The sequence below is a fragment of the Roseomonas sp. TF40 genome (assembly GCF_057219975.1).
On the sequence record NZ_JBXVVR010000010.1, the window covers coordinates 71,095 to 84,501 of the forward strand.

Below are 13,407 nucleotides of genomic sequence, written 5' to 3' on the forward strand. Positions count from 1 at the left end.
ATGACCCACAGCATCGCGCTCAACTTCGAGGACGGCGTCACCCGCTTCGTGGACGCGCGTCCGAACGAGACGGTGGCCGACGCCGCCTATCGCCAGGGCATCAACATCCCGCTGGATTGCCGCGACGGCGCCTGCGGCACCTGCAAGTGCCGCGTGGAATCCGGCGCCTATGACGGCGGCTCCTACATCGAGGATGCGCTGACGGCGGAAGATGCGGCATCCGGCCTGGCGCTGGCCTGCCAGGCGCGGCCGAAGACCGACCTCGTCGTCGCGATCCCCGCGGCGTCCACCGCCTGCAAGACGCGGCCGCAATCCTTCGCCACCGTGCTGCGCAACGTGGAGCGGCTGTCCGAGACCTCCATCGCCTTCACACTGGACCGGCCGGCGGGCCTCGCCTTCCTGCCCGGGCAGTACGTGAATCTCGGCGTGCCGGGCACGGCGCAGCGGCGCAGCTATTCCTTCAGCTCGGCGCCGGCGGCGGAGCTGCTGTCCTTCCTGGTGCGCGACATCCCCGATGGGCTGATGAGCGGCTGGCTGCGCGCGGCTGAGCCCGGCGCGGCGATGGAGTTCACCGGCCCCGCCGGCAGCTTCTACCTCCGCGACGTCGCGCGCCCGCTGCTTTTCCTCGCGGGCGGCACCGGTCTCGCGCCCTTCCTGTCGATGCTGGGGCGCCTCGCGGAGACGGGCAGCAGCCAGCCGGTGCGACTGGTCTATGGCGTGACCAACGACGCGGACCTCGTCGGCCTCGCGGCGCTCGACGCCTATGCAGCCGCTCTGCCCGGCTTCTCCTATGTCACCACCGTGGCGGCAGAGGCGAGCGCGCATCCCCGCAAGGGCTACGTCACCGCGCATGTCGATCCCGCCTGGCTGAATGGCGGCGAGGTCGATGTCTATCTCTGCGGCCCGCCGCCGATGGTCGATGCGGTGCGCGGCTGGCTCGCCGCGCAGGGCGTGACGCCCGCCGCCTTCCACTACGAGAAGTTCTCGCCGAGCGCGCCGACCGGCACCGGGAGGCTCGCGGCATGAGGAGCTTCAAGGGCCGCTTCGCCGGCAAGGCCGCGATCGTCACCGGCGCCGCGCAGGGCATCGGCCGCGATGTCGCGTTGCGCCTGGCGCGGGAGGGCGCGCGCGTCGCGCTGGTGGACCGCTCCGAGCTGGTGGAGCAAGTCCGGCGCGAGGCCGGCGCCGACGCCATCGCCGTCAATGCCGACCTCGAGACCTTCGAGGGCGCGACCACCGCGGTCGACCGCGCGCGCGCTGGCTTCGGCCGGGTGGACATCCTGGTCAACAATGTCGGCGGCACGATCTGGACACGACCCTTCGCGCAATACGAGGAAGCGCAGATCGAGGCCGAGATCCGCCGCTCGCTCTTCCCCACGCTCTGGTGCTGCCGCGCCGTGCTGCCGGCGATGCTCGAGACCGGAGGGGGCGTGATCGTGAACGTCTCCTCCATCGCGACGCGCGGCGTGAACCGCGTGCCCTACGCGGCGGCGAAGGGGGGCGTGAACGCCATCACCGCCTGCCTCGCCATGGAGTACGCGCAGAGCAACATCCGCGTCGTTGGTGTCGCGCCTGGCGGGACCGAGGCGCCGCCGCGCCGCGTGCCGCGCAACAGCGCGCCGCGCACGCCGCAGGAAGACGAATGGATGCAACAGGTCGTGGAGCAGACCAGGGCGTCCAGCCTGATGCACCGCTACGGCACCACGGCCGAACAGGCCGCGGCGATCCTGTTCCTGGCCTCGGACGAGGCCTCCTACATCACCGGGGTCACCCTGCCCGTGGCGGGCGGGGACCTCGGTTGACCGGCACTACCACCCATCCCGAAGGAGGAGCGTGACATGACCGACAGCCTGATCGACACCAAGGACGTCAAGGACCTGCTGATGAAGGTCAGCAACCTCGGCGACGGCACCGGCGATGTGCGCCTCAAGCGCATCGTGCACCGCGTCGTCTCCGACCTGTTCCGCACGATCGAGGATTTCGACATCCAGCCCGACGAGTTCTGGTCGGCCATGGCCTATCTCACGCGCCTCGGCCAGGCGAATGAGGTCGGGCTGCTGGTGCCGGGCCTCGGGCTCGAGACCTTCCTCGACATGCGCCTCGACCAGGCCGAGAAGAAGGCCGGGCTCGAAGGCGGCACGCCGCGCACCATCGAGGGCCCGCTCTGGATCGCCGGCGCGCCGCTGTCGAAGGGCGAGGCGCGGCTCGATGACGGCACCGAGCAAGGCGAGGTGCTGTTCATGGAAGGCCAGGTGCGCGACATGAACGGCCAGCCCGTCGCCGGCGCCGTGATCGATGTCTGGCACGCCAACACCAAGGGCGGCTATTCCTTCTTCGATCCGTCGCAGTCCAAGTACAATCTGCGCCGCCGCATCGAGACGGACGGGCAGGGCCGCTACCGCTTCCGCTCCATCCTGCCCGCCGGCTATGCATGCCCGCCGGATGGCGTGACGCAGCAGCTGCTCGACCAGCTCGGCCGCCACGGCCACCGGCCCGCGCATATCCACTTCTTCGTCGTCGCCGAGGGTTTCCGCAAGCTGACGACGCAGATCAACATCGACGGCGACGAGTACCTGCACGACGACTTCGCCTTCGCGACGCGCGACGGGCTGATCCCCGAGGTGCGCCGCATCAGCGACGCCGCCAGCGTGCGCGCCAAGGGGCTGAACGCGCCCTACGCCGAGATCACCTTCGACTTCGTCCTGCATGCTGATGACGCCGCGGCGCCGACCACGGTCGTGAACCGCGAGCACGCCCCGGCGGGCTGACGCCCCTCTCTCCCTCCCTCGCTGTCGCGGGGGAGGGCTGAGATGGGCCGCGACTTCCCCACAACCCGTCCAACGCCACCCGGCGCGCGCCCCCGCGCGCCGTCCACCCCAACTGCGCCCAGTACGGAGCCCCCGATGCCCGACAGCCCCCTCCTCGTCCCGGCCGATCTGCGCCACGACCTCGCCATCCGCGGGATCCGCAGCACGATCGTGGACGTGCCGACGGTGCGCCGGCACAAGCTTTCCTCGCTCTCCGTCACGGCGCAGAGCTACGTCATCGTCGAGGTGACGCTCGCCAACGGCGCGACCGGCATCGGCGAGGCCGCGACGCTCGGCGGCCCGCGCTGGAGCGAGGAGAGCGTCGAGGCGATCAAGGCCAATATCGACGCGCATCTCGCCCCCGCCCTGATCGGCCAGCCCGCGCACCGCTTCGAGGCCGCGACCGCCAGGCTGGACGGCGCGGCGAAGCGCAACAACGCCGCCAAGGCGGCGATCGACACCGCGCTCTACGACGCCGTCGGCAAGACGCTCGGCGTGCCCGCTGCCCAGCTGCTCGGCGGCGTGGTGCGCGACAGCGTGCCGGTGCTCTGGACCCTCGCCTCCGGCGATCCCGCGCAGGAGATCGAGGAGGCCGAGGCGAAGCTCGCCGCGCGCGAGCATGAGACCTTCAAGGTGAAGATCGGCGCCCAGGCGCCCGAGGCCGACCTCGCGCGCCTCGCGCGGCTGGCGAAGGCCCTGTCGGGCCGCGCGCGGCTGATCGTGGACGCCAACCAGGCCTGGGACGAGACCACCGCCATCCGCTGCCTGCCCGCGCTCGCCGATCTCGGCGTGGCGCTGGTGGAGCAACCCCTGCCGGCCTGGAACGTCGCGGGCCTCGCGCGGCTGCGCACGCGCCCGAGCGTGCCGATCATGGCCGATGAATGCGTCTTCTCCGCGCATGACATGCTCGATGTCGCGCGCCAGGCCGCGGCCGACGTCGTCTCGCTGAAGCTCGTCAAGCACGGCTCGATGCTGAACCTGAAGCGCGTCGCCGGCGTCGCCGAGGCCGCGGGCGTCGGCCTGTATGGCGGCTGCCTGCTGGAAAGCTCGATCGGCGCGGCGGCGCATCTGCAGGCCTTCGCGACGCTGCGCGAGCTTGCCTGGGGCTGCGAACATTTCGGCCCGCGCATCCTGACCGACGACCTGGTCACACAGCCCCTGCGCTTCGAGGATTTTCGGGTGCACCTGCCTGGCGGCCCCGGCCTCGGCGTCACGCTCGATCACGACAAGCTGCGCCGCTACGCGCGGGACTGACGCGGTCCGATGACCGGAGGGCCGCAGGCCCGCAGGTCTGAATCGGCCCGCCCACACGATGAGGGAGGAAGCGATGCTCTACCACGTCCGCATGGATGTCCACCCGCCGCGTGACATGCCGGCGCAGGCGTTCGACGAACTCAAGGCCGCCGAGAAGGCGCGCGCCGAGGCGCTGCAGCGCGAGGGCAAGTGGCGCCACCTGTGGCGCATCGCCGGCGCCTACGCGAACTACAGCGTCTTCGACGTGGCCGACCACGACGAGCTGCACGCGATCCTGTCCACCCTGCCGCTGTTTCCCTTCATGGACATCGAGGTGACGCCGCTGGCGCGGCATCCCTCGGCCATCGGCAACGCGATCTAGCCCACCACCACAAACCGAAACGAACCAGAGAGAAGATACGGACATGACCATCACCACCACCCTGTCGCGCCGCCACCTGCTGGCCGGCGCCGCCGCGCTGGCCGCGGCACCGCTCGCACGCCCCGCCCTGGCGCAGGGCGCGCCGATCCGCGTCGGGCTGATGCTGCCCTTCTCGGGCACCTTCGCCTCGCTCGGCGAGAACATCGCCGCGGCCTTCGAGATGTACCTGGCGGAGAAGGGCGGCCGGCTCGGCGGGCGCGCCATCCAGGTCGTGCGGCTCGACGATGAGTCCGACCCGGCGAAGTCGGTGCAGAACGTGAACCGCCTGGTCGGGCGCGAGCGCGTGGGCGCGCTGGTCGGCACGGTCCATTCGGGCGTGGTGATGGCGATGGTGCAGGCCAGCCGCGAGCGCGGCGTGCCGCTGATCATCCCCAATGCCGGCAATGCCGCGGCGACGCGCGAACTCTGCGCGCCGACCATCTTCCGCACCTCCTTCACCAATTGGCAGCCGGCCTTCGCCATCGGCAAGTCGCTCGCCGACCGCGGCGTGCGCCGCGCCGCCTGGGTCACCTGGGACTACGCGGCCGGCAAGGAGGCCACCGAGGGCTTCCGCGAGGGCCTGCGCACCGGCGGCGCCGAGCTGGTGCGCGAACTCACGCTGCCCTTCCCGGAGAACAACTTCCAGCCGATCCTGGCCCAGATCCCGGGCCTGAACGTCGAGGCGGTGGGCGCCTTCTTCGCCGGCGGCGGCGCGGTGCAGTTCGTGCGCGACTACGCCTCCGCGGGCCTGAAGGACCGCATCCCGCTGGTCGGCTCCGGCTTCCTCACGGAAGGCACGCTGGGCGCCCAGGGCGCGGCCGCCGAGGGCGTGCGCACCGCGCTGCATTACGGCGACGGCATCGAGACCGAGCGCAACATCGGCTTCCGCCGTGCCTTCCGCGAGCGCACCGGCCGCGAGGCGGATGTCTACGCCGTGCAGGGCTATGACGCGGGCCAGCTGCTCGCCGCCGGCCTCGAGGCGACGCGCGGCGACATCGGCGCGGAGCGCGCGCTGGTCGCGGCGATGCGCGGCGCGCGCATCGACAGCCCGCGCGGCACCTTCACCCTCTCGCCGCAGCACAACCCGGTGCAGGACATCTACCTGCGCGAGGCGCGCGGCGGCCAGAACCTGGTGGTCGGCGTGGCGGCGCAGAAGCTCGCCGATCCGGGCACCGGCTGCCGCATGCCGGCCGCCTGAGCGGCACGCAGGGAGGGAGAAAACCAAGATGTCAGGCCTGGCCGCGCAACTCCTCAACGGGGTGCAATACGGGCTGCTGCTGTTCCTGATCAGCAGCGGCCTCACCCTGATCTTCGGCGTCATGGGCGTGATCAACCTCGCCCATGGCAGCCTCTTCATGATCGGCGCCTATATCGCCTTCATCGTGACCGGCGGCACGGGCTCGCTCTGGGTCGCGCTGCCGGCGGCGATCCTGGGCGGGCTCGCGCTCGGCGCGCTGCTCGAACGCGGGCTGTTCCGCCGCTTCTATCACCGCGAGCATCTCGACCAGGTGCTGCTGACCTTCGCGCTGATCCTGCTGTTCGAGGAAGGGCGCTCCATCCTGCTCGGCAACGACTTCCATTCGGTGCCGGTGCCCGCGGTGCTCGACGTCGCGGTGCCGATGGTGGGCGACTTCTCCTACTCGGCGTACCGGCTTGCGGTACTGGTCGCCTGCCTCGGCGTGGCGGGCGCGATGTTCCTGGCCATCGAGCGCACGCGCATCGGCTCGGCGATCCGCGCCGCGGCCGAGAAGCCGGAGATGGTGGACCTGCTGGGCCTGGATTCGCGGCAGATCCACATGGTGGTCTTCGCCGTCGGCACCGCGCTGGCGATGCTGGCCGGCGCCTTGGCCGCGCCGCTGCACTCGGTCTACCCCAATATGGGCCACGGCTTCCTCATCATCTGCTTCGTGGTGGTGGTGGTGGGCGGCGTCGGCTCGATCGCGGGCGCCTTCTGGGGCGCGCTGCTGATCGGCGTGGTGGACACGCTCTCCAAGGCCTACCTGCCCTTCGCCGCCGGCCTCGCCGTCTATGTCCTCATGGCCGCGGTGCTGCTCTGGCGCCCCACCGGCCTCTTCGCGCGGAGCTGATGCCATGCTGACCGTCGCCGGCCGCAACGGCACAATGGCGCTCGGCGCCGCCGCGCTCGCGGTGGCTGCCCTGCCGCTCTTCGCCGAGGCCTACTACCTCGAGCTCGCCTCCACGGCGCTCGTGCTCGCCATGTTCGCGCTCAGCCTGCAGCTGCTGGTGGGCGTGACGGGTCTGGTCAGCCTGGGCCACGCCGCTTTCTTCGGCGTCGGCGCCTATGCGATCCACCTGCTCGGCGCCTTCGGCGCCGCGCCTTCGGTGCTGATCAGCCTGCCGGCCGCGGCGCTGCTGGCCGCGCTCGCCGCCTTCGCGGTGGGTGCGCTGGCGCTGCGCACGCGCGGCTTCTTCTTCCTGATGACCACACTCGCCTTCGGGCAGATGCTGTTCTTCGTCTTCCACGACACGCCGCTCGGCGGCGGCGCGGATGGCGTCTTCGTCACGCGGCCCTCCTTCAGCCTGTTCGGGCTGGAATGGGTCGTCTCCCGGCAGGACCGGCCCGCGGTGATGCTGTTGCTCAACCTCGGCATGCTCGTTGCCATGTATGCGGGGCTCGCGCTGCTTCTGCGCACGATGTTCGGCCGCGCGCTGCTCGGCATCCGCGCCAATGAGCACCGCATGCGCTCGATGGGCTTCGACACCTACTGGCTGCAGCTCGGCGCCTTCACCATCGCCGGCGCCATGGCCGGGCTGGCCGGGCACATGTGGGGCATGACGCAGGCCTTCGTCAGCCCCGAGCTGCTCGCCTGGCACCGCAGTGCGGAGGCGCTGCTGATGATCCTGCTCGGCGGCCTCGGCGCGCTGCACGGCCCGATCCTGGGTGCCTTCGCCTATGTCGGCCTGGGCGAGGCGGCGCAGCTGATCACCGAGCGCCAGCGCCTGGTCGAGGGCCTTGTCATCCTCGTCGTCGTGCTCGGCCTGCGGCACGGCTTGGCGGGCATCCGCCTGCCGGCCTTCCGCCACGTCCCCGCGCCCACCCCCGCCAAGGAGGCCACGCCGTGACCATCGCCGCGATGGAGGCCATCGGCCTCACCCGCCGCTTCGGCGGCCTGGTTGCCGTGAACGAGGTGAACCTCGCGCTGCATGTGGGCGAGCTGCACGCCGTCATCGGCCCGAACGGTGCCGGCAAGAGCACGCTGACCAACCTGCTCTCCGGCGAGCTGAAGCCGAGCGCCGGCAAGCTGCTGCTGCATGGGGCGGAGGTCGGCGACTGGCCTTCCTGGCGCTTCGCCCGGGCCGGCGTCGGGCGCTCCTTCCAGCGCACCAACGTGCTGAAGCCGATGACGGTGCGCGAGAATGTGCGCCTTGCCGCGCAGGCGCGCCTCACGCCCCTGCGGCGCTACCTGGCCGTGGCGGCCGGGGAGCACGCGCCGGGCGAGGCGGCGGATGCCGCGCTGGAGCGCGTCGGCCTTGGCGCCGCCGCCCACCGCGCCGCCGGCACGCTCAGCCACGGCCAGCTGCGACAGCTGGAGATCGCGATGGCGCTCGCCGCCGGGCCGACCGTGCTGCTGCTGGACGAGCCGCTGGCCGGGATGGGTCCGGAGGAGAGCGAGCGCCTGGCGCTGCTGCTGAAGGAACTGGCCGCCGACCATGCCGTGATGCTGATCGAGCACGACATGGACGTGGTCTTCGCCGTGGCCGACCGGGTCACCGTGATGGTGGACGGGCGCGTGCTGGAGAACGGCACGCCGGATCACATCCGCAACGCGGCGTCGGTGCGCGACGCCTATCTGGGGCATGCCGCATGAGCACCGCGATTCTCGAAGCCGGGTCCGTGAAGGCCGGCTATGGCACCGGCATGGTGCTGCACGGCGTGGATTTCGCCGTCCGCCGCGGCGAGGCCGTGGGGCTGATGGGGCGCAACGGCATGGGCAAGACCACGCTGCTGCGCACCATGCTCGGCCTGCTGCCGCTGCGCGGCGGCCGCGTGGCGATGGACGGCGAGGACATCTCGCGTGAGGCGCCGTTCCGTCGCATCCGCCGCGGTATCGCGGTGGTGCCGGAAGGGCGCGGCGTCTTCGCCAGCCTCACCGTGCCGGAGAATCTGCGCCTCGCCGCGCGCCCCGGCGTCGACGGGTCGCGTCACTGGACGGAGGAGCGGGTGCTGGACACCTTTCCGCGCCTGAAGGAACGCCTCACCAACCGCGGCGACCAGCTTTCGGGCGGCGAGCAGCAGATGCTGGCCATCGGCCGCGCGCTGATGACCAACCCGCGCCTGCTGATCCTGGACGAGGCGACCGAGGGCCTGGCGCCGCTGATCCGCGACGAGATCTGGCGCGTGATCGCCGCGATCCGCGAGACCGGGATCGCGACCATCGTCGTCGACAAGACGGTGGCCTCCATCCTCTCGCTCGTGGACCGCTCCGTGATCCTCGTGAAGGGCGCGGTGGTGTTCGACGGCCCGCCCGCGGCGCTGCGCGCCGACGAGGACCTCATGCATCGCTGCCTTGGCGTCTGACCGGAGAGAAACGATGACCACCCCCTGCATCATTGCCGTCGCGATCACCGGATCCGTGCCGCGCAAGAAGGACAACCCGGCCCTGCCCGTGACCGTCACGGAGCAGATCGAGAGCACCCACGCCGCCTACGAGGCCGGCGCCAGCCTGGTGCATGTGCATGTCCGCAACGAGGACGAGACGCCGAGCAGCGACTCCGCGAAGTTCGCCGCCTTCCAGGAGGGCATCCGCCGCCACTGCCCGGATATCATCGTGCAGTTCTCCACCGGCGGCCGCGGCCGCGCGCTGGAGGCCCGCGGCGCGATGCTGCACCTGCGGCCGGACATGGCGAGCCTCGCCACGGGCAGCGTGAACTTCCCCACCATCGTCTATGAGAACCCGCCCGACTTCGTGCGCAGCCTCGCCACGACGATGCGCGACCTGGGCGTGAAGCCGGAGATCGAGGTGTTCGACCTCGCCATGCTGACCAACACGCGCATGCTCGTGGACGAAGGGCTGATCCTGCCGCCGCCGCATGTGCAGTTCGTCTTCGGCGTGAAGCACGCCCTGCCGCCGCGCGAGGATATCCTCGACTTCAAGCTCGGGCTGATGCGCGAGATCCTGCCCGGCGCGACCTGGACGGCGGCCGGCATCGGGCGCGACCAGTTCACCGTGGCGCGCTGGGCGCTGGCACGCGGCGGCCATGTGCGCACCGGGCTCGAGGACAACGTGCGCCTCGACCGCCACACGCTGGCCCCCTCCAACGCCGCGCTGGTGCGGCGCACCGCCGAACTGGCCGCGGAGGCCGGCCGCCCCGTGGCAGACGCCGCGACCGCGCGCCGGATCCTGGGCCTGCCGCAGATCGTGGTGCGGAGAGCCGCGTGATGGCGCCTTCCTGCGTCCGGATCGCCGCCGCCCCTGGTGGCGGATGCCAGCGGGAGAGCGACGCCGTGATGCGCCGCCGCACCCTGCTGGCGCTGGCGGGTGGCCTGCCGCTGCCCGCCCTGGCACAGCCCGCGCGCCCCTGGCCGGAGCGGCCGCTGCGCCTGATCGTTCCCTTCCCGCCGGGCGGGGCGATCGACGCCATGGCGCGCCTGCTCGCCACCCCGATGGCCGAGGCGCTGGGCCAGCCGGTGGTGGTGGAGAACCGCCCCGGCGCCGGCGGCACGACCGGCACCGGGCTGGCGGCCCAGGCCAATGACGGCCATACGCTGCTGATGGTCTCGATCGCCCATGCCGTGAACGCGGCGCTCTATCCGCGCCTGCCCTATGCGGAGGCCGACTTCGTCCCGGTCGGACCGGTCGCCGTGGTGCCGAACGTCCTGGTTGTTCCCGCGGCACGGCCCTGGCGCAGTGTCGGCGACCTTGTCGCCGAGGCCCGCCGGCGGCCGGGCGCGCTGACCTACGCCTCCGCCGGCAGCGGCACCTCCATCCACCTGGCCGGCGCGCTTTTCGCCGATCTCGCCGGCCTCGCGCTGGAGCATGTGCCCTATCGCGGTTCGGGACCGGCGGTGACGGACCTCGTCGCCGGGCGCGTGGACATGATGTTCGACAGCGTCACCTCCGCCGGTCCGCACATCGCCTCCGGCCGGCTCGTCGCGCTGGCCGTCACCACCTCCCGCCGCATCGCCGCCTTCCCGGACTTGCCGACGATGGCCGAGGCCGGGGTGGCCGGCTTTGCCGTGGACCCCTGGTTCGCCATGGTCGCGCCGCGCGCCCTGCCGGAGCCGGCGCGCGCCCCGCTATCGGCGCTGCTGACCCGGCTGCTCGACGATGCGGCGATCGCCGAGCGTTTCGCGCGGATCGGCGCGGAGCCGATGGCAGGCAGCGCGGACTCGCTGGCGCGCCTGCTGGCGGCGGAGACGGCGACCTGGGGCGCCTTCGTCCGGCGCACCGGCATCCGGCCGGAATGACGCGGCGATGCTGATCCATCGCGCGATCCCGGCGTTGCGCGCGGCACTGGCCCGATGGCGCGCCGATGGGGCGCGCGTGGCGCTGGTGCCGACGATGGGCGCGCTGCATGAGGGCCATCTGTCGCTGATCGCCGCGGCGCGCGCGGCGGCCGATGTCGTCATTGCCTCGATCTTCGTGAACCCGACGCAGTTCGGACCGAATGAGGATCTCGCGCGCTATCCGCGCGACGAGGCGGGCGACCTCGCGAAGCTGCGGGGCGCGGGTTGTGACCTGGCCTGGCTGCCGACGGTCGAGGCGATGTACCCGGCGGGCAACGCCACCTCCGTCGAGGTGCGCGGCGTCTCCGAAGGCTTCGAGGGCGCGGCGCGGCCGGGCCATTTCGCCGGCGTCGCCACGGTCTGCACCAAGCTCTTCCTGCAGACGGGCGCCGATGTCGCCGCCTTCGGCGAGAAGGACTGGCAGCAATTGCAGGTCGTGCGTCGCGCCGCGCGCGACCTCGACATCCCGATCCGCATTCTGTCCGTGCCGACGATGCGCGAACCGGACGGCCTCGCGCTCTCCTCGCGCAACCGTTTCCTCGCGCCTGCCGAGCGTGCGACCGCGCCACAGCTTCATGCCGCGCTGCGCCGCGCCGCGGCGCGGATCGGCGCGGGCGGAACGGTGCGCGCCGTGCTGGCCGAGGAGGAAGCCGCGCTGCGTCATGCCGGCTTCGCGCCCGACTATCTCGCGCTGGTCGCGGCCGAGACGCTGCGCCCGCTGGAGGCGATGATGCCGGCCACACCGATGCGGCTGCTCGCGGCCGCACGGCTCGGCACGGTGCGTCTTCTCGACAACATCGCTCTGTCGGACACGATGGCATGACGCAATCCGCTTGACGTGCATGCCGCATCGTCGGCATGAAGATTTTGCGGGAGAGTCCGCATCGGCATCGCGGCCGGTGTGGCGCCGAAGGAGCAACCGCCCCGGAAACTCTCAGGCTCACGTACCGCGCTGAAACTGGAACTCTGGAAAGTGGAGCAGCCGCTCCCGCCGACGGTGTAAGTCGCTGCCCCGCGAGGGGGCACGATGATGCTCTCAGGCCAATGACAGAGGGGGCATTCGAACCCGCGCGGGGCGCGCGGGAGGAGAATGCGCATGTCCCGTTCTGAACGCGATTCGGTCGCCGTGATCGGCGCCGGCATCACCGGCATCACAACCGCCTACAACCTGGCCCGCCGCGGCCATGCGGTGACGGTCTTCGACCGCCACCCCTATGCGGCGATGGAGACGTCCTTCGCCAATGGCGGACAGCTCTCGGCCTCGAATGCCGAGGTCTGGAACAGCTGGTCCACCGTGCTGAAGGGCCTGAAGTGGATGGTCTCGCCCGGTGCCCCCCTGCTGGTGAGCCCGAAGCCCTCCTGGCACAAGCTCTCCTGGATGGCGGAGTTCGTCGCCGCGATCCCGCGCCACGAGGAGAACACGATCACCACCGCGCGCCTGGCGATCGAGGCGCGCCAGCATCTGCGCCGCATGGCCGAGGAAGAGGGCATCGACTTCGACGCCGAGGATCGCGGCATCCTGCATTTCTACGCGACCAAGGCGGAGTTCGACGCGGCCGCGCGCGTCACGGCGCTGCTCGCCAAGGGCGGGCTCGAGCGCCGCGCGGTCACGCCCGCCGAGATCCGCTCGATTGAGCCGGCGCTGCAGGGCGACATCTATGGCGGCTTCTACACGCCATCCGACTTCACCGGCGACATCCACAAATTCACCAACGGGCTCGCGCTGGCCTGCGCGCGGCACGGCGTGACGATGCGCTATTCAACGGAGGTGCTCGCCGCCGATGCGGGCGCGCAGGGCGTCGCGGTGGTGTGCCGCTCGACCGAGCCGACGGCCGATGGCGCGCCGCACCCGCGTGAGACGCACCGCTTCGACAAGGTCGTGGTCTGCGGGGGGGTGATGTCCCGCCGGCTGGGCGAGGCGCTGGGCGACCGGATCAATGTCTATCCGGTGAAGGGCTACTCCATCACCGTGCAGCTCGACGACCCGGCCGACCAGGCCGCCGCGCCCTGGGTCAGCCTGCTCGACGACAAGGCGAAGATCGTCACCAGCCGGCTCGGCGCGCGGCGGTTCCGCGTGGCGGGCACGGCCGAGTTCAACGGCTACAACCGCGACATCCGCGCCGAGCGCATCGCCCCGCTCGTCGCCTGGTGCCGCGCGCATTTCCCGGGCATGAGCACGCGCCACGCGGTGCCCTGGGCAGGCCTGCGGCCGATGATGCCGGACATGATGCCGCGCGTGGCGCGCGGACGCAGCCCGCGGGTGTTCTACAACACCGGCCACGGGCATCTGGGCTGGACGCTCTCCGCCGCAACGGCCGATGCGGTGGCCGCGCTGGTGGGGGCGCGCGCGAACGCGTAGCGGCACGCCGCCAGCGTCACGTACCGTAAACGTTTGCGCACGGCCGACCTACCATGTAGGTCGGCCCTTCCCATCTGTCTTGGCGATCGTGCGCTGGGTATCACACCACCTCGGTGCG

At 71.6% G+C, this 13,407-nt stretch carries 14 protein-coding genes and 1 riboswitch; all 14 genes read left to right on the plus strand.

Annotation, left to right across the window (positions count from 1 at the left end; genetic code table 11):
* The 14 genes from benC (at nucleotide 1) to AC2D9U_RS22235 (ending at nucleotide 13,289) form a co-directional block, all read left to right on the plus strand.
* On the plus strand, nucleotides 1-1,026 hold the full coding sequence (gene benC, locus AC2D9U_RS22170) for a benzoate 1,2-dioxygenase electron transfer component BenC (protein WP_484753288.1): 1,026 nt from the start codon (nucleotides 1-3) through the stop codon (nucleotides 1,024-1,026).
* Nucleotides 1,023-1,802, plus strand: coding sequence for a 1,6-dihydroxycyclohexa-2,4-diene-1-carboxylate dehydrogenase (locus AC2D9U_RS22175; RefSeq protein ID WP_484753290.1), 780 nt, complete (start codon nucleotides 1,023-1,025; stop codon nucleotides 1,800-1,802). The genes benC and AC2D9U_RS22175 overlap by 4 nt, the downstream gene beginning before the upstream one ends.
* A gap of 36 nt (nucleotides 1,803-1,838) precedes the next feature.
* Entirely contained in the window at nucleotides 1,839-2,768 is a 930-nt protein-coding gene (gene catA, locus AC2D9U_RS22180; RefSeq protein ID WP_484753293.1) for a catechol 1,2-dioxygenase, read from the plus strand.
* A 135-nt stretch (nucleotides 2,769-2,903) separates the two neighbouring features.
* Entirely contained in the window at nucleotides 2,904-4,061 is a 1,158-nt protein-coding gene (locus AC2D9U_RS22185) for a muconate cycloisomerase family protein (RefSeq protein ID WP_484753294.1), read from the plus strand.
* Between the two features lie 73 nt (nucleotides 4,062-4,134).
* Nucleotides 4,135-4,422: a muconolactone Delta-isomerase gene (catC, locus tag AC2D9U_RS22190; protein ID WP_484753296.1), complete on the plus strand. Its 288-nt coding sequence runs from the start codon at nucleotides 4,135-4,137 to the stop codon at nucleotides 4,420-4,422.
* Between the two features lie 43 nt (nucleotides 4,423-4,465).
* Nucleotides 4,466-5,659, plus strand: a complete 1,194-nt coding sequence (locus tag AC2D9U_RS22195) for an ABC transporter substrate-binding protein (RefSeq protein WP_484753300.1) — start codon at nucleotides 4,466-4,468, stop codon at nucleotides 5,657-5,659.
* Nucleotides 5,660-5,687: 28 nt separating this feature from the next.
* On the plus strand, nucleotides 5,688-6,548 hold the full coding sequence (locus AC2D9U_RS22200; protein ID WP_484753304.1) for a branched-chain amino acid ABC transporter permease: 861 nt from the start codon (nucleotides 5,688-5,690) through the stop codon (nucleotides 6,546-6,548).
* Nucleotides 6,549-6,552: 4 nt separating this feature from the next.
* A complete protein-coding gene (locus tag AC2D9U_RS22205) occupies nucleotides 6,553-7,545 on the plus strand; it encodes a branched-chain amino acid ABC transporter permease (RefSeq protein ID WP_484753307.1) in 993 nt (330 codons plus the stop codon).
* Complete coding sequence (locus AC2D9U_RS22210) at nucleotides 7,542-8,291, plus strand: ABC transporter ATP-binding protein (RefSeq protein ID WP_484753309.1); 750 nt, start codon at nucleotides 7,542-7,544, stop codon at nucleotides 8,289-8,291. Before AC2D9U_RS22205 ends, AC2D9U_RS22210 begins: the two co-directional genes overlap by 4 nt.
* Nucleotides 8,288-9,001, plus strand: a complete 714-nt coding sequence (locus AC2D9U_RS22215; RefSeq protein WP_484753311.1) for an ABC transporter ATP-binding protein — start codon at nucleotides 8,288-8,290, stop codon at nucleotides 8,999-9,001. Before AC2D9U_RS22210 ends, AC2D9U_RS22215 begins: the two co-directional genes overlap by 4 nt.
* 13 nt (nucleotides 9,002-9,014) lie before the next feature.
* Nucleotides 9,015-9,863 carry a 3-oxoadipate:acetyl-CoA acetyltransferase gene (locus tag AC2D9U_RS22220; RefSeq protein WP_484753313.1) on the plus strand — a complete coding sequence of 283 codons (849 nt, stop codon included), beginning with the start codon at nucleotides 9,015-9,017 and terminating at the stop codon, nucleotides 9,861-9,863.
* 68 nt (nucleotides 9,864-9,931) lie between these two features.
* Complete coding sequence (locus AC2D9U_RS22225) at nucleotides 9,932-10,891, plus strand: tripartite tricarboxylate transporter substrate-binding protein (RefSeq protein WP_484753315.1); 960 nt, start codon at nucleotides 9,932-9,934, stop codon at nucleotides 10,889-10,891.
* A 7-nt stretch (nucleotides 10,892-10,898) separates the two neighbouring features.
* Complete coding sequence (gene panC / locus AC2D9U_RS22230) at nucleotides 10,899-11,753, plus strand: pantoate--beta-alanine ligase (RefSeq protein ID WP_484753317.1); 855 nt, start codon at nucleotides 10,899-10,901, stop codon at nucleotides 11,751-11,753.
* Between the two features lie 37 nt (nucleotides 11,754-11,790).
* A riboswitch (glycine riboswitch) is annotated at nucleotides 11,791-11,890 on the plus strand.
* 136 nt (nucleotides 11,891-12,026) lie between these two features.
* On the plus strand, nucleotides 12,027-13,289 hold the full coding sequence (locus tag AC2D9U_RS22235; RefSeq protein WP_484753319.1) for a D-amino acid dehydrogenase: 1,263 nt from the start codon (nucleotides 12,027-12,029) through the stop codon (nucleotides 13,287-13,289).
* The last annotated feature ends 118 nt before the right edge of the window (nucleotides 13,290-13,407 follow it).